We start from the raw sequence: 18,050 nt of genomic DNA, 5'->3' as shown, positions 1-18,050 counted from the left end.
CCCTCACTTCCGTCCCTTGGCTGCATCGAGCAGCGAGACACGCGGATTGAGCCAGCCATAGGCGAGGTCGGAGAGGATTTGCGTGGCGACGACGACGACAACGCTCACCATTGCGCAAGCCTCGACGAGGCGGATATCGCTGTTGAGCGCAGCGTCATAGAGCAGTGTGCCGAAACCCTTGTAGGCATAGAACACCTCCACGACGATCACGCCTGACAGCAGCCACGGAAACTGCAGCATGATGACGGTAACCGGCGTGATCAGCGCATTGCGCAATGCATGGCGCCAGACGATGCGCGCCGGGCTCGCCCCCTTGAGGCGCGCCGTGCGGACATAATGCGTGCCCATCACTTCGATCATCGAGGCGCGGGTGACACGCGCCAGGTAGCCGGTGGAATAGAAGGCAAGGACCAGAACCGGCAGAATGATCTGCTGCAGCGAGAAGCCCGTCAGCATGGTGCTGGCGCCCGGCAGCCAGTGCAGCCAGAAAACGAAGATGGCCGAGAAGAAGACGGCGGAGGCAAAATCCGGGATCGAGGTCGTGGCGATCGCGATGAAGGAGACGACACGATCGAGCAACGAACCAGGCCGCATGCCGGCAATGATGCCCGCAAATAGGCCGACAGGCACGATCACCAACAACGCACCGCCGGCAAGAATGCCGGAGGCAGCAAGGCGGTTCGGGATAAGCTGGGCAACCGGCGCACGATAGTAGGTGGACATGCCCCAGTCGCCGGTCACGAAGGACCAGAGCCAGCGGCCATAGCGAATGATGAAGGGGGCGTCGTAACCGTTGGCAGTCAGCCACTGGGCGCGCTGTGCCGGCGTCGAGAACTGGCCGAGGACTTTGACGGCGACATCGCCGACATTGACCTCCAGTGCCAGGTAAACGAGCAGCGACACGGTGAACATCACCGCGAGTGCGCTTGCCAGTTTACGGAGAATGAAAAGAAAAACGGTCACGAACCACCTCTTTGCCGGGTCGGGGCCGCCGCGAGGAGCGGCCCCGCCGAAGATCAAGCCTTGGCGAGCCAGACGCCGTCCATGCGGAAGTAATCCGCCGGATGGAGCACGAAACCGCGCACGGTGGTGGCTGCGGCGCTGAAGCGGTTCGGCCAGTAGGGTTGAACGATGACGCCGGAATCCTGCAGGATCTGCTGGACATCCTTCATGGCTTCGGGGCGCTTGGCCGGATCGACGACGGCCAGAGCCTTGTCGAGCGCGGCGTCGAATTCTTTGCTGGCGAAATGGCTCTCGTTCCAGGCACCGCCTGAGCGGTAGGCCAGATCGAGCGTCATGGCGCCGAGCGGACGGTGCGCCCAGTAGGTGAGGCCGAAAGGAACCTTGTCCCAGATCGGCCAATACTGCGAGGCCGGCAGGACGTTGAGCTTCAGCCGGATGCCGGCTTCGGCAAGGTTCTGCTGCAGCACCTGCGCGGTATCCTGCTCCCAAGTGCCCTGTGTATTGCCGAGCGTCAGTTCCAGATCGAGGCCATCCTTATGGCCTGCTTCTGTGAGCAGGGCTTTCGCCTTCTCGACGTCGCGAGCAACGGCGGGCAGCGCGAAATAATCGGGCTGGACCGGCGAGACATGGAAGTTGGCGCCAACTTCACCTTCGCCGCGATAGGCGACGTCGAGCATCTGCTTGTTGTCGGCGGCAAGCTGCACGGCCTTGCGGACGCGAATGTCATCGAACGGCTTCTGGTCGGACTGCATGCGCATGACGAGCGTATGCGCCGCCTTGCCGGTCAGGATCTGGATGTTCGGCAGCGACTTCATCAGATCGTATTCGGCGATCGTCGCGCGGTAGATGATATCGATCTGGCCGCTCGAAAGCGCTGCGAGATGCGTCGTGATATCAGTGCCGAGGTCGATATACTGGATACCGTCGAGATGGGCCGGCGTGCCCCAATAGTCAGCGCGTTTGCTGAACACGGCCTGACGGCCGACTTCGTAAGCGTCCAGCTTGAACGGACCGGTACCAACAGGATTGGCCGGCCAGTTGGCGCCGCCCTTGACGAAATCGCGGTGCAGCATCGGGCAGGTGTAGGAATAAAGCTGCTCAGGGAGCGAGGAAACGGCGCGCGACAGCGTGATGCGAACCGTGTGGTCGCCGGTCTTTTCCACCTTCTCAACGGCCGAGAAAGCGGTCTTGTTGGAAGACTGCGAGTCCGGTGCGATCCAGCGCTGGATATTGAAGATCACGTCCTCAGGCGTAAAGGCATCGCCGTTCGACCACTTGGCACGCTCGTCGAGTTCGAAATCCCACGTCTTGAGATCGGCAGACGGCATCCAGCTCTTGGCGAGATAGGGATGGGTGACATTGTCGGCATCGACGAAGGTCAGGAATTCCAAGCTGTTGCGGTAGAGATTCGACGCCTCGATCCAGCTCGTCATCATCGGATCGGTCAATTCCTGGATCTGGCAGCCGAAGCGCAGCGTGCCGCCATCCGCAGGCGTTTCCTGGGCGAGTGCGGGCTTGCTGTCACCGAGGAAGGCGCTGGCGGAGGCCGCCGTCACACCGAGCCAGGCGACGGCACGCAGAAAGCCGCGGCGATCGATCTTGCCGGCGCGGACCTGTTCGCACAGCTCCGGCACCGAGGGATGCAGCGGCTTGCCGCTATTGGTCTTCAATTCAGTCATAATCTGCCTCCTCCTTGAATGGCAGTGAGTTCGTTTCAGGCACCCTCTGCGCCAGACACGATGCGCAGGGCGGGCTTTTCACCTTCGTTCACCATACGATTGCTAAAGCGGCTGATGATCCAGGATCGAAACCCTGCAATCAAAGGATCGACCAGCCCTTCCGCATCGGTCTTCAGGTAATACCCGAAGCCTTCGTAATAGTGTGCGGTGACCGGCGCAACCAAGCGGCCGCTTTCTATTTCCTCCCGAAACAGCGCCGGGTCTGCCAGCACTAGGCCCTGCCCCGACAATGCGTACTGAACTCCAAGGCTGGCGCTGTCGAATGTCACGCCCCGCGCCACGGAAACCCCGCCAAGACCGTTCTGGACAAGGAACCGCTGCCAAGTGAGGTAGGGCTCCATATCGACGATCTTGATGTGGATGATTTCGTTTGCGGCAATGAATGCAGCAATATCCGAAAACCCTCTTCCCACGAGATCAGGATGACACAAGATCGTCGGCCGCTCCTCCCAGAGCAAGTCGGTAATCCATTCATCGACGGCCGGCCGCGTATAGACGACCGCCACATCGAATTCGCTGTTCGGCACCCCGTAAGGCGTCGAAACCTCCAGAAGCACGTCCGGGAAGCTGCGCCGGAAATCGGTCAGCAGCGGCACGGTGAGCTTCATGGCAAAACTCGGCGGCAGGTTGATGCGCAGCTTACGCTGGCGCTGTTCGTCCGGCGCGCAGACTTCCTTCAGCGCCTGCTCGATGCGGTCGAAACCCTTGCCAATGCCGGCAGCGAGCGAACGCCCGGCATCCGTCAGCGTCGTGGCCTTGTGACCGCGTTCGAAAAGCTTGCGCCCGATGCTCTCTTCCAGACCAATGACATGCCGTGAAAGCGCGCTCTGCGAAATGTTGAGCGCGGCGGCTGCCGCCGTGAAGCTGCCGTGATGCGCAACGGCCTCGAAGGCCCGGAGCGCATTCAGCGGCAACCGGCGGCGATCGACCGCCGGCTCTTTCTTCGTCTGGGGAGAGCGATCCTCCGTCATTATCCCGCAAGCCCGCCGAACAGGACGTATTTGCTCTCCAGATATTCGTCGAGCCCTTCGCTGGCACCTTCGCGGCCGAGGCCGGACTGCTTGACGCCGCCGAAGGGAGCAACTTCCGTCGAGATCACGCCTTCGTTGATGCCGACCATGCCCGCTTCCAGCGCTTCGGCGACACGCCAGGCGCGGCCGAGATTCTGCGTGAAGAAATAGGCCGAGAGACCGGTCTCCGTATCATTGGCAAGCGCGATCGCCTCTTCCTCCCCCTTGAAGCGGAAAAGGCCGGCGACGGGACCAAAGGTCTCTTCGGTCGCGAGCGCCATATCGGTCGTCATGCCGGTCAGCACCGTCGGTTCGTAGAACAGACCACCGCGCTCATGCCGCTTGCCGCCGGTCAGAACCTTGGCGCCCTTCTCGACGGCATCGGTCACATGCCGCTCGACCTTCGTCAGCGCCGGCGCATTGATGAGCGGCCCCTGAGCCGCGCCATCCTCGACGCCGGACGCAACCTTCATGGCCGCAACGGCCTTGGCAAGCGCCTCGGCATAGCGATCATAGATGCCGTCTTCGACGAGGATACGGTTGGCGCAGACACAGGTCTGCCCGGTATTGCGGAACTTGGAGGCGATCGTGCCGCGCACGGCCTGGTCGATATCGGCATCGTCGAAAACGATAAGCGGCGCGTTGCCGCCGAGTTCGAGGCTGATGCGCTTCACCGTATCGGCGCTCTGGCGCATGAGCAGCTTGCCGGTCGCCGTCGATCCCGTGAACGAGAATTTGCGCACGACAGGGCTCTTCATCCAGACGCCGACAACATCGGCCGGCGACTTCGTCGTCACCACGCTGACCACACCGGCGGGAACGCCGGCCTGCTCACCAAGGCGGGCAAGCGCCAACGCCGAAAGCGGCGTATCCTCGGCCGGCTTGATGATGATGGTGCAGCCTGCAGCCAATGCAGGACCAACCTTGCGGGTAATCATCGCCAACGGGAAGTTCCATGGCGTCACCGCCGCAACCACACCGACCGGCTCCTTCATCACGACAATGCGCGCATCGGCCTTGTGTGACGGCACGACGCCACCATGCGAGCGGCGGCCTTCCTCGGCAAACCAGGTCAGGAACCCGGCCGCATAGGCGACTTCGCCACTCGCTTCGGCGAGCGGCTTGCCCTGCTCGGCCGTCAGCAGCCGCGCAAGATCTTCCTGATTGGCAAGCATCAGCTCCGCCCAGCGGCGCAGCACGGCGGAGCGCTCCGAGGCGAGCGTCTTGCGCCAGGTCTTGAAAGCCTTGGCGGCAGCATCGATCGCCTGCTGCGCTTCCGCCGCGCCGCAATCCGGCACGGTCGCAAGCTCGCTGCCATCGGCGGGATTGAGCACGGCGAAGCGCTTGCTGTCAGCAGCACTCCCCCAGCCTCCACCGATCAGCGCATTGTCTTCGACAAGTTTCATAATCAGGCGACCTTCGGCGTGAAGAACGGATTGCCGACCGTTGCCACGCCTTCGGCAAGCTCGGCACGCGACGGCCAGCCCTTCAGCAATGCGCGCTTGGCGGCAAGATGCGTTGCAGCCTTGTTGTTATGATACACCTCTTCGGCATCGTTTGCCGATGGATTGACCCAGACGGCAGCGATCGCAACCCAGTCATCCTCGGCCTCGGCCGGCAGCGAGCCGTCGAGCAGTGCTGCGGTAATGCCGGCAGCAACACCGGCCTGTGCCGGGCCCCAGGTCATAAGCTCGTGCGACGAGCCTGATTCCATCACCGCCTTGGCGATGAAAAGCGTCACCGGCTTTGCCGGCAGGTTCGGCTTCAGCACCGCCTGGAATGGCAGGTGGCCGCGACCGGGGCTTGCGGCCGCACCGGCGAGCGCGCCGGAAATCGGGCCATTCTTCGGGCCGAGATAGAGGTTGATATGAGCAGCGTTCGGGCCAGAACCCTCGAAGCCTTCACCGATATAAAGCATTGAAATCTCCAGTAGCGATGCTAGTCGAACCCATTATGCCTTCGAAAGGGCTCGGGGGCGACGGACCGTGTTGTAATCGTTGATCATATCGCGCGGGCGGTAGGGCTCTTCCAGGAAGGCGCGCTCTTCTGCCGTCAGCTCTATTGCAGCTGCTTCGATGGCGGCGATGACATGCTCCGGGCTCTCCGTGCCGACGATCGGAACCGTGCTGTTGCCCGAGCCGATGACCCAGGACTGGGCGATCTGGCTGGCCGTCTTGCCGCGCTTGGCAGCGAGCTCGTTGACGCGTTTGGCGATTTCCTGGTCGATCTCGTCACCGAACCAGTCGAGATAGAGGTCATGGGCGATACGCGGTGCCGAACCGCCGCCGGCGAGATAGCCGCGGGCGAGCGGCGAGAAGGTCGTCACAGCAATGCCTTCGTCCTGGCAATAAGGCATCATTTCGCGCTCTTCTTCACGATAAAGCAGCGAATATTGGCACTGCATGTTGACGAACCGTGTCCAGCCGTTCCTGTCGGCGACATGGTTCATCTTGGCAAACTGCCAGGAATACATGGTGGAAGCGCCGATATAACGCGCCTTGCCTGATTTCACGATGTCATGCAGCGCGCTCATCGTTTCTTCGATCGGCGTTTCCGGATCAAAGGCGTGGATGACGTAGAGGTCGACATAGTCGGTGCCCATCTGCTTCAGCGACTTGTCGATCGAGGCCATCAGGTGCTTACGCGACAGGCCCTTGTCGTTCGGATCGTCGCTCATCGGATAGAAGGCCTTGGTGGCAAGCACCAGCTTTTCGCGCTCCGTCAGCGACAGCAACGTACGGCCTACGACCTGCTCGTTGATGCCGGTCGAATACCAGTCCGCCATGTCGAAGAAATTGATACCGACATCGAGCGCCTTCTTCAGGATTGGCACCGACTTTTCTTCGTCCAACACCCAGCCCTTCCACTTGGATGTCCCGATACCCATGGTACCAAGGCAAAGCGACGAAACCTTCAGGCCGGTCTGGCCAAAGCGCACATATTCCACAGCAATGTCCTAAAAGTGTTTCTCCCTCCTAAGACTATGCCGTGGCGACACTATTGTGACAAATAGGTTTATTCGATGCGGCTATCTCAAAATGAGATAGCGCCATCAACCGCCCGCAGGGGCCTGTGCCGCAGGCTTTTCCCTTGCGGACCTGATGTCCAGCAGCACCGCGACAAGCCCGTAAACCGCGGCAAGTATCCACAGCGTAAGGAACGGTTCCCTGACCGCCTGAAGCGGAGCGCCGAGCTGCGACACCTCGACGATGCCGTTGATGGCGCTGGTGCTTGGCAGCAGAACGGTCAGCGCCCGCAGCGGCTCGGGTATGGCTTCGCTCGGCCACGAAAAACCGGCAAGGAACATGAAAGGCAACCCGAGCGTGGCGCAGACGAGCTGAACAGCGAGCGGCTTGCGGAACAGGCGGGCAATCACCATCCCGAGCGTGGCAACTGCCAGAACGAATGGCAGGCAGAAAGCAAATATCGTCAGCAAACCACCCAACCGCGGAATGCCGTAAAGGTAAGGCAGCACGATCAGATAGAATGGCAATACGATCGCCTCGATAACGAGATAGGCAAGCAGCCTGCCGCCGACGCGGGCAAAGGGGCCGGCCGCCGAGGCGGCAAGATCCCGCGCCGCCGCATCATTGTCGATCGTCCCAAGCAGGCCGACGCCGATCAGCAGCGTTTGCTGCAGGATAAGAACAAAGGCTGCGGGCAGGATATAGGTCGCATAGCCGCCCTGCGGATTGAACAAAGCGACCGTTGTCAACGGCATGGGATCGGGGGCAGCTGYAGCCAGCACTGGGTCGATATTGGCCGCAATCAGCCGCGCCGTCTCGATTTCCGCGCCCATGGTCCTCGCAACGGCAACGACGGCGCCGGAAATGCGCTGATAGATCAGGAAATAACTGGCATCCCCATAAAGCGCGACCGGCGATTGCCGCCCATGCAGCAGATCACGTTCGAAATATTGCGGGATGACCAGAATGCCGTAAAGCTGGCGTCCTTGCACCGCCCGCTCGGCACTGACCTGATCCGGCAGCATCGCGGCCACTGCGACATCGCTCGACGCATCGATACGGCGCACCAGCTCACGGCTGCTCGTCGTATCGTCGAGATCGACGACGGCGATCGGCACGTCGCGCAGCGCCTCGTTTGCATAGGGCTGTGGGTAATAGAGGGCATAGATTAGCGGCCCGAAGACCAGTACCGCGAGTGCCGGGCGCAGAGTCAGGATGCGGATCAGCTCGATGCGGAAGATCGCCAGCAAGGCCCTCATGGCGTGACCTCCCGCAGCTTCTGCGCCGCCTGTCGCTGCCGGCGAATGCGGAACACTTCCAGCCGCAGCGCCRTCACGATCGCCAGAACCAGAACGAATATGCCAAGCACCATCAAAGGCTTCAGCGACAGATCGGCCGGCGTGCCACGGATCGTCTGATCGATCCTAGCCGTCAGATACCAGGTGCCGGGAATGAGCTCGCCCCACCAATAGGAGAAGTCGTTCATCGCCAACCGCGGAAAGYCGATACCCATATAACCGAAGGATGGCGCGAACATCAGCGTGCCGATGCTGATAGCGCTTGCGACCGGCCGCAGGAAAAGCGCCAACAGCACACCGATGAACTGGTTCGCGAGGATGAAGAGCAATCCGGCCACGACGAGGATCCAGCGCTCACCCCGGAGTGGCATGTCGAGCACTCCGAAAAGAATGGCGTCTGAAAGACCGAGAACCACAAGGAAGATCAGGGTGTAGGGCAGTATCTTGCCAGCCATTGCCGGCCACAGACCGCCGCCAAGCCGCCGCAGAATGGCAAGACGGTGCGTTGTTTCGGCATCCATGCCAATCGTGTAGGCCATAGTGGTAACGATCACCACCTGCAGCAAGGCGGGCATCAGCGCTGCGAGCAGAAAATGCGCATAGTTCAGCGTCGGATTGAAGAGCGGATTGACCTGCACGGGGATCGGCGAAAGATCGGCCTGCGCAATATCGACCGGCTGCCCCTGCGCCGTACGCAGCGACAGTCGGATGCCGGCGGCCACAGTCGGCACGGCAGCACTGACGCCCCTGAGCGTAAGATTACCTGTTGTCAGCGTCTGCGTATTGTAAAAGAACACCACCTCGGGACGCCGGCCGGCGAAAACATCGCGCTCCAGATTGCGCGGCAGCATCAGCAGTCCGTGAACCTTGCCGGACAGGATCAGCGCACGGCCTTCCGTGAGGTCGCTGACATTGACTGCGACAGCGGTATCCGGCGTCGCATCGACGGCGCGAATAATCGTTCGCGAAAGATCGCTGCCGTCGAGATCGAGCACGGCGATCGGCAGCCGTGTTGCCAGTCCCGCGCTGAAGACGACGGCAAGCACGCCCATCAAAAGCAGCGGCAAGAGCGTCGTCAGGAAAAGCAGAAACGGCCGGCGATAGAACCAGTCGAACTCCCGCCGGAACACCAGGAGGAAGCCGGGACGAAGCCCGCCAGGCGGCTTCATCTCAACGCCCCGCCGGCGGCCAGGAGGCGATGACGCTCATGCCTGGCCGGAGCCCCTCTACCGGATTGGCCGGAACGGCGCGTACCTCGAAGGTGCGCAGGTCGAAATCGCCGGTCGCGCGTGTCGCGCGCCAGGTCGCATATTGGCCCTGCGCGTTGATCATCGTCACCTTGACCGGGATCGGACTGCCGGCAAGCGCAGGAACGGTGACGTCAAAACCGTCGCCGACCTTGAGTCCCTTCAGCAGGTCCTCGCGAAGATTGAACGTGAACCAGGGATTCTGCAGGTCTATGATCGAAAACAGCGGCGAACCGGCGCTGAAATTTTCGCCGAGCTCGGCGACGCGCGTCGTCACCTGACCGGAGATCGGCGCATGAATGACCAGTTCTGAAACGTCCACTTGCCGCTGGTTGAGGGACGCACGTGCCTGCTCCACCTGAGCGGCGGCAAGCGCCTTTTCTTCCTTGCTGGAACCGGCCGTCGCAAGCCGTGCATTGGCGGCTGCGGATTCCTGCTTGCGGATCGCGGCCTCCAGGTTACGGGCAGTCTGATCGACCTGCGCCTGCGTCGAAGCGCCTGTCGTGATCAACCGCGCCTGACGAGCGGACTCTTCCTGATAAAGCGTGACATCGGCGCTTGCTGCGGCAAGCTCGGCATTGGCCGCATCGATAGTTTCGGGACGCGTGCTGTTGACACGAGTGAGGTCGGCCTCTGAAACGCCGACTGCCGCTTCAGCCAAATGCAGCGCCGCTGTCAATTGCGGGCTTTCCAGTTCGGCAATAACGGTGCCCTTCTCGACATTGTCGCCGACATCGGCATTGAGTTTGAGAATGCGGCCGGCAACACGCGGGCTGATATCGACGCGATTGGCGGAAACCTCGCCCTGCACCACCAGCGGCGGCGGTCGCGTCGCAAACCACAAGAGAACACCAAGAACGACAAGGGCTGCAATTCCCACACCTGCCCGAACCATTCCTGCTGCCTTCATCGGTGCCCTCGTTCAGATGGAGTGTTCCGGCTGACTGTGTCTCAGGATTATCCCTCTGGCAATATGACAAGCGTGCTGCGACTCCTTGGCACGCCATAAAGTCGTGATCGTGTCCGAGGAATTTTTACCGTTCTGCTTGCCATCTGCAGCGTCATTATTGCGATAGCGGAAGTCGTCGAAACAAATTTCAAAGCCATTCACCAGGGAAACCGACCTGCCGCTTCGTATGGCCGGACCAAAACCTAAGTATAGTTATGTCTCAGGACGCTTGGATTTAACTTGTACTCGTAGCTCGGAACCGACCTGACCATTCACGGTTCCAAGCTGGTGGCACCGCCCCTTGCCACCTCTAGGGCAGGCGTCCCCCTCCGCCGAAGCCCTGCGGATCCTCCCATCCGCCAGAGACCGTCCCGCCGCCCGGGGCGGTCTTTCTTTTTCAAGCGTAGAGACAATTCGGCCCATGCTTCCAACACTTTGGTATAGTTTTGCGCCGATAAACACGCCATTAAGGTAACCGCGCACTAGCCGGTATGGGTAGAAGACCGGAACCAACAGCGAGGGGGTATGGGATCATTCATTGTATCGAAACTCACCAACCGGCGAGGAACGCTCTCGCATGAGATCACGCTCGGCCTGATCGCACTGGTGCTCGGCGCCACCGTGTTCTACGTCGATGCCTTTACCGAGATCGAAAGCGCCATCGCCGTCCTCTATGTTATCGTGCTGCTGCTATCGGCAGAAATGCTGACGAGGATAGGCACCACCCTCCTCACGGTTGTCTGCGTCGCCCTTACTCTTTTCGCCTATTTCTATTCTCACGGCCTCGGAGAAAATGTCCCAACCCAGTTGCGGTTGGCGGTTTCTCTCGCCGCCATCACGATCACCTGCGCCCTTATCCTCAGGAACGAAACCGCACGTGCCGGCCTCATCGAAGCCAACTTGCATCTTCGCGACAGCGAAACCCGCTATCGCTACATCTTCGAGCACAGCCGCATCGCACTCTGGGAGCGCGATTATTCCGCAGTGCGAGCCTTCCTGATGTCTTTGAAGGCGGAAGGTGTGAGTGACCTCAAGGACTACTACCGAACAAACCCCAGCGTCATCGCCACCTGCACAGGCCTCATTCGCACCATCGCCTCCAACGACGCAGCAATGGAACTGCTCGGCCATGTGGCCGGCGGCCTGCCCTCACACACGATGCGCCACTACATCGCTCCTGATGACGATACCTTCCTGGACCTGATGAATGCCATCTTCTGCGGCGAACGGCATTTCGAGGGCAAGGGCAATCTAGTCGCAGAGAATGGCGAGACCAGGCTTGTCATCATGAGCATGAGCTTTCCGGAAGATCCCGCCGCCTTCAATCGCGTGGTCGTCGGCATGGTGGATATCACCCAGCGGGAAATGATGCAGAAGACCATTCGCGAGGCTCAGGATGAGCTTGCCCGCGCCTCGCGCGCCGCGACCGTCGGCACACTTTCCGCCTCGCTTGCCCACGAGCTCAACCAGCCGCTCGGCGCTATCGTCGTCAACGCCCAGACGCTCCTCAGATGGCTGAACCGCGAGCCGCCGGATCTCGCGGCCGTGCGCCGTTCGGCCGAGCGCATCATTCGCGACAGCCAGCGGGCGAGCGAAATCATCCACAATACCCGCTCCATGCTGACTCAAGGCGACCGCACGCCCGAGCAGGTCGATCTCGAAACGCTGATCGAGGAAACACGCGCCCTGATGGAGCACGACTTCCAGCGCGACATGGTCGATTTCGATGTGACCCCACCCGAACAGCCGATCACGGTGAAGGCGATTCGTATCGAGCTGCAGCAGGTGCTCATCAACCTCGTCACCAATGCCGTGCAGGCCATGCGCGAAACGGCAATTGACCAGCGCAAGATTCTGGTCTCGCTCGCCAGGAAGGATGATATATTCGTCACCCTCTCCGTCAGGGATTTCGGCCCCGGCATCAGCGAGGAGGCCATGGCGAAGCTCTTCACGCCCTTCTTCACGACCAAGCCCTCCGGAATGGGCATGGGGCTCTCCATCTGCCGCAGCACGCTGGAAGCCAGAGGCGGCCAGCTGATCGCCGGCAATCATCCTGAAGGCGGCGCCATCTTCGAAATGATCATACCGATTGAGGACGACCATGACCGACACTAGCGCCGCATCGAAGGCAGCCTCGCAGTCCGCATCACCGATCGTCTATGTCGTCGATGACGACGAATCCATTCGCGAGTCGCTTGTCGATCTCTTCCGGTCGGTCCAGATGGATGCCGTCTCCTTTGCCACCACCACTACCTTTCTCGATACCGCCGACCTGCGCCGGCCGGGCTGCATTCTCCTCGACGTGCGCCTGCCAGGCCTGAGCGGACTGGATTTCCAGCTTCATCTCGAACGGATCGGCAGCAGGATGCCGATCGTCTTCATGACCGGCTTCGGCGATATTCCGATGAGCGTGCGCGCCATGAAGGCCGGCGCTGTCGACTTCCTCACCAAGCCCTTCCGAGACCAGGATATTCTCGATGCCGTCGGCATCGCGATCGAAAAGGATATGGCCCGCCGGCGGGAAATGGCGGCAAGCGATGCGGTCGCCTTACTGGTCGATACACTAACGCCCCGCGAGCGGGAGGTGATGGCGGCCGTCGTCAAGGGGCTAATGAACAAGCAGATCGCCTATGACCTCGGCATCAGCGAAATCACCGTGAAGCTGCATCGTGGCAATGTCATGCGCAAAATGCAGGTCCGCTCGGTGGCCGATCTGGTGCGCAAGGCCGAAATGCTGGAAGCCAGATAGTGAAACCTAGACCCTTGTATGGTACCGCGACACGGCCCCGATCCTCATAATATAGCCTAACGTAATGTAAGAATAAGCAAGGCTACCAATCTCGTGTCACATACATCCACAATCGCTGTCGTCGATGACGACCAGGCTATCCGGGAGGCGCTTGACGATCTGATCCAGTCCTGCGGCTACCAGAGCAAGCTTTTCGCTTCGGCGGAAGAGTTCCTGGCCTTTGACGACAGGGCGACGATCGACTGCATGCTGGTCGACGTCAAGATGCCCGGACTCAGCGGCATCGAACTGCAGCAAATCCTCAACGGCGAACCTGAAAAGCCGCCGATGATCTTCATGACATCCTATCGCGACGAGAGAACCCGTACGGCCGCCATGGAAGGCGGTGCGTTGGCCTTTCTGGGCAAGCCGGTCGAATTCGATTCCCTCATCAACTATCTGGAAATAGCTTTGAGGCCGTGAGGCTCCACTGTGTCGGGTTCCCGGGTATTGCTTCCGCCATCAGATCAGTTCGAATTATACACCTATGTATAATTTAAGATGGAAGCAATAAAGACTATAGTTAATCTCGTATTTTCCAGTAAAATGGATAGAAAAAACGAGGTGAACGCCATGATAAAGCTCAAGCGCCCGATATTTGTCAGCGTCGGGAAGAACATTCTGATGGATGTGATCTTCTCCAACATCGTAACCGGTGCGAATTACAAGTTCCATTGTGCGCTGCTGCGCCTGGAACCGGAAAATCCGATCTACGAATATCAGCCGGTCCGCATTGCCACGCATCGCCGCGCGGACGAAATCAGCCGGACGCATTTCTGATCCTCCCCCCTTCTGGCGCTGACCGGTTTCCTCCCGGCCGGTCAGTGCATTTGCCGACAGATGATCCATGACCCTCAAGAATACGGTAAAATCCCCCTGGCAGGGGGATGCAACCAGCGCCTCTGTACAGGCCGATCCCACGACAAGTTTCTCTGTTGCCCTGCAGGAAGTCATGCAGGTGCATGGTTTTCGTTTCTTTCTCGCCACCAGCTTTCCGCAAGCTGATAAGCTCGGCTTTCGGGCCAACATCATCGCCAGCAACTGGCCACAGGAACTGATCGACCGCTACGACGCTTCAGATCTCTTTTGGCGCAGCCGGCTGATCGATGGTTTGAAGAAGACCATCATGCCGATCTATTCCGGCACCGGCATCTTCGCCCAGCCCGGCAGCGAAAGCAGTTCGGAAGAACTCTCCCGTCGTTTCGAGGATCTCGGCCTTCACAGCACCGTCAGCTTCACGCTGCATGACGCCATTCTGAGGCACTATGTCATCATGTTCTCCGGTCAGCGCAGCCCGCTCGACGAGCAGGAATGCGCGCGCATGGTCTTTGCCGTACTGAAGGCGCTGGACAGCTACAGCCTGGCGACCGAGCCACCGCTTGCCGATTACGAGCGCCTGACCGTTCGCGAAATCGAATGCCTGCGCTGGTCAGCTTCCGGAAAGAGCAGCGAGGAAATCGCCATCATCCTGCATATCTCCGCCCATACGGTGAACGGTTATCTGAAGACGGCGATGCGCAAACTCGATGCTGTCAACCGGATGCAGGCCGTGGCGAGAGCCTATCGTTTCCGCCTCATCTGAAGGTCCGGAGGACTTACCCCCCGGTTTCAGGCCGTCGCAAGCTATGCCGCGCGGCCGCTGATGAGATATCTGCGGAATTTCGGCTGAACTCAGCGTCAAGAAAATGCGACAACTCCCCTCAAACCACGCGCGAAGCGCCTCAACCTGCGCATGCAGGACAAATACTCGTGCTATTGTTCCCGTTGTCGACAGAACATGCTAAGTTCCTAGCGGGAGGGACATTTCTCAGGAGTTCTCTTGTCCGCCGAATACACGTCAGCCGATATGGCCCACGCCTCCGGCAATCTGCCGAATATCGACTCGCGCCAACGCGCCGAGGCGGTTGCCGCGCGTCTCGTCACTGAACAGCATGACAGGCCGTCGCTGGTTTCCACCATCGCCCGCGAAGTGGCAGCCGAGATCATCGAAGACATTCGCAAACCGGGCGATGACCTGAACTCCGTCGAACTTGCACGGCGCTACAAGACCAGTCGGACGCCGATCCGCGAAGCTCTGATGCTTCTGGAAAGGGAGGGGCTCGTCGAAATCCCGCCGCGCCGTCGCCCACGTGTCGCTAGCCTCTCGATCAAGGAGATCCGCGATATCTACCGCGTCCGCGCCAATCTGCTGGAACTGATCGCCGGCGACATTGCGCGGGACGTGTCGCTTGACGATATCCGCACCCTCCAGCCAATCATGCAGGTCATGGAAAACGCGAGCAAGGCCGGTGACGTGAACGTCTATTTCTGGGCAAATGTCGACTTTCACGAACGCAATACCGAACTCGCCGGCAATCGGACGGTCAAGAAGATCATCGATTCCCTGCTTCTGAGAACGCTTCGATTGCGCCGTATCGGCCTGTCCCAGCCTGGCCGCCTGCAGAAATCCTACGAGGATCACGAACGGTTATGCCGCGCCTATGCGGATCGCGATCCGACGCTCGCAGCAGCGCTCATCCGCTCCAACCATATCACCGGTCTTTCGGTGCTGGAGACCATCTATTCATAGGACGGGACTTCAGGGAAAGATGACATGACAGGCACTACCGACCTCTCAGTTCTTCTCGCGACGATGGAGCCGGAATTGGTGGCGGGCGAATTCGTCTATTGCACCGTGCCGGCCTCGCAACTGGAAGACTATCTCCATCTTCGCCCGCTCGCCCTCTTTCACGAAACGGAAGGCCTGACGCTCATTCTGCCCCAGGATACGGCAAACAAAGCCGGCCTGCAGGCGAGCGCACCCCTGCGGCAGATCACGCTAAAAGTACATTCATCGCTTGAAGCCGTAGGCCTGACCGCCGCCTTCTCCCACGCGTTAACGGAAGCCGGCATCAGCGCCAATGTGGTCGCGGCCTATTACCACGACCACATTTTCGTGCCTGCCATCGATGCCGAACGGGCCGTCGAAGCGCTGCGGCAGCTTTCGGCAGCAAGCCGGAGCTAAAGCAATTCCAGCAAAAGTGTGCAGCGGTTTTGCGTTCGGAATTGCGTGAAAACAAAAAAATCAGGTCGGCGGCGCGTCGAGCGCGTGCAGAATGCCGCGCAGCTCCGCAAGACCGCGAAGACGACCGATTGCGGGATAGCCAGGCGTGACAGTCTTCTGCAGGTCATCGAGCATCCGATGGCCATGATCCGAGCGGAAGACGATCGACTGGTCGGCGCTGCGGCGGCGATCCTCAGCAACCAGCTCCTTCAGCACGGCAACCATGTTCACGTCACCTTCGAGATGCGCGCTTTCATGGAAAGTGTGGCCGCCGCCCTCGCGGGTCGTGGCGCGAAGATGTGCGAAATAGATGCGCGAGGCGAAACGCCGCGCAATCGCCGGCAGGTCGTTGTCGGCGCGCACGCCGAGGCTGCCGGTGCAATAACACATGCCGTTGGCGGCCGCCGGCACGGCATCGAAAAGCGCTGCATAATCCTCTGCCGTCGACGCGATGCGCGGCAGGCCGAAGAGCGAGCGCGGCGGATCGTCGGGATGCAGCGTCAGCTTCACCCCGCGCGCTTCCGCAACCGGCACGACGGCCTCGAGGAATTCGACGAGATGCTGGCGAAGCTTCTTCGCATCGATGCCCTGATAGGCAACAAGCTTTTCGCGGAAAGCCGGAATGGTCAGCGGCTCGGTCGTCGAACCGGGCAGAGCCGACGTGATGATGTGGGTGATTTCGGCAATCTCCGCTTCCGTCATGCTTTCATAGACGGCCTTGGCCCTTGCCCTATCTTCTTCAGAATATTCTTCGGCAGCGCCCGGACGCTCCAGCACGAACAACTCGAAGGCGGCAAAGCGCTCATGATCGAAGCGCATAGCGGTAGCGCCGGTCGGCGTCACATAATCGAGATCGGTGCGCGTCCAGTCGACAACGGGCATGAAGTTGTAGCACACGATCGGAATACCGCAGGCAGCGACCGCCTCGAGACTGGCGATCCAGGCTTCGATCTCGGCCTTGGCCTGCCCGCCCTTGCGCTTGACGGCATCGGGGATCGGGATGCTTTCGACGACACTCCAGGTCAATTGCGAGCGGCCGACCGGTGTCGTTTCAATCAGCGACTGACGCTCGCGCACTTCCGCCTCGGTCCAGGCGCGGCCGATCGGCACCTGATGTAGCGACGAAACGATGTTCGTTGCACCCGTCTGGCGCACCTCGTCCAGCGTGACCAGTGCCTCCGGCCCGAACCATCTCCAACCTTGCCGCATCTCGTCTTTCTCTCCTTGGTATCCTGTGTTTGTGGTTCCGCCGTCAGCAGAAATAGTCGGGGAACTGCGAGCGCAGCTCCGCCACGTCGGGTATAACGGCGCTTAAGTGATGAATCATCGCCTCGCGCGCCGCCGCGATATCATGCGCAGCAATGGCGTCGCGGATCACCATATGCTCGCGCACGACATTGTCCATGCGCCCGAGTACCGGCAGCGTCAGACGCCGTGCCCGGTCGATCTGCACCTTCACTGTCTTCAGAATCGTCCAGATGCCGGGATAGCCGGCAATCTGTGCGATCGCCTCGTGGAAGGCCTCGTCTTCTTCGTGAAAGCTCGAAGCATTGCCGAGTGCGGCATGCGTCTTCTGCCGGGCGATGATCGCATCCAGCCGCGCGATATCGGTCTCCGTCGCAATACCAGCGGCCATCTCGACCGTCGTCCCCTCAAGCGCCTTGCGCACAATGACCGCTTCCGGAATGGCCGAGACCGGCACTCGCGAAACCACCGTGCCCGATTGCGGGTAGATATCGACGAGACCGCCCTCCGAGAGCCTCAGCAGCGCCTCGCGCACCGGCGTTCGGCTCACACCAAAATCCTCGGCAATGCGCTTTTCCTGCAGCGCCGTGCCCGGCGGGATCCTGAGAGAGACGATATCGGCATGCAGCCGCTCATGGATCGCGGCAGCCGTCGTTACGCGACGGATCTTTCCGCCGGCGTCGCGTGGCGCCGGAAAGGCGAGGATTTCAGGGTCGGAAGCCTGCCGCATGCATGGTCTCGGGACGTTGACACTTTCGTGCATACTAGTATATCAATTGAATTCTGTTGCCAAGACATGCCG

18 protein-coding genes are annotated in these 18,050 nt (G+C 60.6%); 7 read left to right on the top strand and 11 right to left on the bottom strand.

Annotated features, from left to right (window positions below; all coding sequences use genetic code 11):
• Positions 1–3: 3 nt before the first annotated feature.
• The 9 genes from AC1DM5_RS04005 to AC1DM5_RS03965 form a co-directional block, all read right to left on the bottom strand.
• Positions 4–963: an ABC transporter permease gene (locus AC1DM5_RS04005; protein WP_477821055.1), complete on the bottom strand. Its 960-nt coding sequence runs from the start codon at positions 961–963 to the stop codon at positions 4–6.
• Positions 964–1,016: 53 nt separating this feature from the next.
• A complete protein-coding gene (locus AC1DM5_RS04000; protein WP_477974636.1) occupies positions 1,017–2,642 on the bottom strand; it encodes an ABC transporter substrate-binding protein in 1,626 nt (541 codons plus the stop codon).
• A 35-nt stretch (positions 2,643–2,677) separates the two neighbouring features.
• Positions 2,678–3,673: a LysR family transcriptional regulator gene (locus AC1DM5_RS03995; protein ID WP_477821057.1), complete on the bottom strand. Its 996-nt coding sequence runs from the start codon at positions 3,671–3,673 to the stop codon at positions 2,678–2,680.
• Positions 3,673–5,118, bottom strand: coding sequence for an NAD-dependent succinate-semialdehyde dehydrogenase (locus AC1DM5_RS03990; RefSeq protein WP_477974634.1), 1,446 nt, complete (start codon positions 5,116–5,118; stop codon positions 3,673–3,675). The genes AC1DM5_RS03995 and AC1DM5_RS03990 overlap by 1 nt, the downstream gene beginning before the upstream one ends.
• 2 nt (positions 5,119–5,120) lie before the next feature.
• Entirely contained in the window at positions 5,121–5,630 is a 510-nt protein-coding gene (gene fae / locus AC1DM5_RS03985; RefSeq protein WP_477821059.1) for a formaldehyde-activating enzyme, read from the bottom strand.
• Positions 5,631–5,663: 33 nt separating this feature from the next.
• Positions 5,664–6,659: an aldo/keto reductase gene (locus AC1DM5_RS03980; RefSeq protein WP_477821060.1), complete on the bottom strand. Its 996-nt coding sequence runs from the start codon at positions 6,657–6,659 to the stop codon at positions 5,664–5,666.
• Between the two features lie 105 nt (positions 6,660–6,764).
• Positions 6,765–7,937, bottom strand: coding sequence for an ABC transporter permease (locus AC1DM5_RS03975; protein WP_477974632.1), 1,173 nt, complete (start codon positions 7,935–7,937; stop codon positions 6,765–6,767).
• Positions 7,934–9,145, bottom strand: coding sequence for an ABC transporter permease (locus AC1DM5_RS03970; RefSeq protein WP_477974630.1), 1,212 nt, complete (start codon positions 9,143–9,145; stop codon positions 7,934–7,936). The genes AC1DM5_RS03975 and AC1DM5_RS03970 overlap by 4 nt, the downstream gene beginning before the upstream one ends.
• Position 9,146: 1 nt before the next feature.
• Complete coding sequence (locus AC1DM5_RS03965) at positions 9,147–10,133, bottom strand: HlyD family secretion protein (protein ID WP_113181787.1); 987 nt, start codon at positions 10,131–10,133, stop codon at positions 9,147–9,149.
• Positions 10,134–10,697: 564 nt separating this feature from the next.
• Here AC1DM5_RS03965 and AC1DM5_RS03960 point away from each other — a divergent pair.
• The 7 genes from AC1DM5_RS03960 to AC1DM5_RS03930 all read left to right on the top strand — a co-directional run bounded on the left by AC1DM5_RS03960 (position 10,698) and on the right by AC1DM5_RS03930 (position 15,964).
• Positions 10,698–12,287 carry an ATP-binding protein gene (locus tag AC1DM5_RS03960; RefSeq protein ID WP_477821063.1) on the top strand — a complete coding sequence of 530 codons (1,590 nt, stop codon included), beginning with the start codon at positions 10,698–10,700 and terminating at the stop codon, positions 12,285–12,287.
• A complete protein-coding gene (locus AC1DM5_RS03955; protein WP_477821064.1) occupies positions 12,274–12,921 on the top strand; it encodes a response regulator transcription factor in 648 nt (215 codons plus the stop codon). Before AC1DM5_RS03960 ends, AC1DM5_RS03955 begins: the two co-directional genes overlap by 14 nt.
• A 93-nt stretch (positions 12,922–13,014) precedes the next feature.
• Entirely contained in the window at positions 13,015–13,383 is a 369-nt protein-coding gene (locus AC1DM5_RS03950; protein ID WP_477821065.1) for a response regulator transcription factor, read from the top strand.
• A 150-nt stretch (positions 13,384–13,533) separates the two neighbouring features.
• A complete protein-coding gene (locus AC1DM5_RS03945; RefSeq protein WP_477821066.1) occupies positions 13,534–13,740 on the top strand; it encodes a hypothetical protein in 207 nt (68 codons plus the stop codon).
• A 67-nt stretch (positions 13,741–13,807) separates the two neighbouring features.
• Positions 13,808–14,542, top strand: coding sequence for a helix-turn-helix transcriptional regulator (locus tag AC1DM5_RS03940; protein ID WP_477821067.1), 735 nt, complete (start codon positions 13,808–13,810; stop codon positions 14,540–14,542).
• Positions 14,543–14,779: 237 nt separating this feature from the next.
• The gene (locus tag AC1DM5_RS03935; protein ID WP_477821068.1) at positions 14,780–15,529 is read left to right on the top strand and encodes a GntR family transcriptional regulator; all 750 of its coding nucleotides are present in this window, start codon (positions 14,780–14,782) and stop codon (positions 15,527–15,529) included.
• A gap of 24 nt (positions 15,530–15,553) precedes the next feature.
• Complete coding sequence (locus AC1DM5_RS03930) at positions 15,554–15,964, top strand: ACT domain-containing protein (RefSeq protein WP_477821069.1); 411 nt, start codon at positions 15,554–15,556, stop codon at positions 15,962–15,964.
• Positions 15,965–16,024: 60 nt separating this feature from the next.
• On the opposite strand, the gene uxuA is transcribed toward AC1DM5_RS03930, so the two are convergent.
• Both uxuA and AC1DM5_RS03920 read right to left on the bottom strand, forming a co-directional pair.
• On the bottom strand, positions 16,025–17,212 hold the full coding sequence (gene uxuA, locus AC1DM5_RS03925) for a mannonate dehydratase (protein WP_477974628.1): 1,188 nt from the start codon (positions 17,210–17,212) through the stop codon (positions 16,025–16,027).
• A 43-nt stretch (positions 17,213–17,255) separates the two neighbouring features.
• A complete protein-coding gene (locus AC1DM5_RS03920; protein WP_477821071.1) occupies positions 17,256–17,978 on the bottom strand; it encodes a GntR family transcriptional regulator in 723 nt (240 codons plus the stop codon).
• Positions 17,979–18,050: the final 72 nt, after the last annotated feature.

It is taken from the genome of Rhizobium sp. 01T437, from assembly GCF_056398505.1.
This window is presented reverse-complemented; position numbering and strand designations above follow the sequence as displayed.

Coding starts and splice junctions, on each gene's coding strand:
- AC1DM5_RS04000 (WP_477974636.1), bottom strand. CDS start 2,642: ATGACTGAATTGAAGACCAATAGCGGCAAGCCGCTGCATCCCTCGGTG.
- AC1DM5_RS03995 (WP_477821057.1), bottom strand. CDS start 3,673: ATGACGGAGGATCGCTCTCCCCAGACGAAGAAAGAGCCGGCGGTCGAT.
- AC1DM5_RS03990 (WP_477974634.1), bottom strand. CDS start 5,118: ATGAAACTTGTCGAAGACAATGCGCTGATCGGTGGAGGCTGGGGGAGT.
- fae (WP_477821059.1), bottom strand. CDS start 5,630: ATGCTTTATATCGGTGAAGGCTTCGAGGGTTCTGGCCCGAACGCTGCT.
- AC1DM5_RS03965 (WP_113181787.1), bottom strand. CDS start 10,133: ATGAAGGCAGCAGGAATGGTTCGGGCAGGTGTGGGAATTGCAGCCCTT.
- AC1DM5_RS03960 (WP_477821063.1), top strand. CDS start 10,698: ATGGGATCATTCATTGTATCGAAACTCACCAACCGGCGAGGAACGCTC.
- AC1DM5_RS03955 (WP_477821064.1), top strand. CDS start 12,274: ATGACCGACACTAGCGCCGCATCGAAGGCAGCCTCGCAGTCCGCATCA.
- AC1DM5_RS03945 (WP_477821066.1), top strand. CDS start 13,534: ATGATAAAGCTCAAGCGCCCGATATTTGTCAGCGTCGGGAAGAACATT.
- AC1DM5_RS03940 (WP_477821067.1), top strand. CDS start 13,808: ATGACCCTCAAGAATACGGTAAAATCCCCCTGGCAGGGGGATGCAACC.
- AC1DM5_RS03930 (WP_477821069.1), top strand. CDS start 15,554: ATGACAGGCACTACCGACCTCTCAGTTCTTCTCGCGACGATGGAGCCG.
- uxuA (WP_477974628.1), bottom strand. CDS start 17,212: ATGCGGCAAGGTTGGAGATGGTTCGGGCCGGAGGCACTGGTCACGCTG.
- AC1DM5_RS03920 (WP_477821071.1), bottom strand. CDS start 17,978: ATGCGGCAGGCTTCCGACCCTGAAATCCTCGCCTTTCCGGCGCCACGC.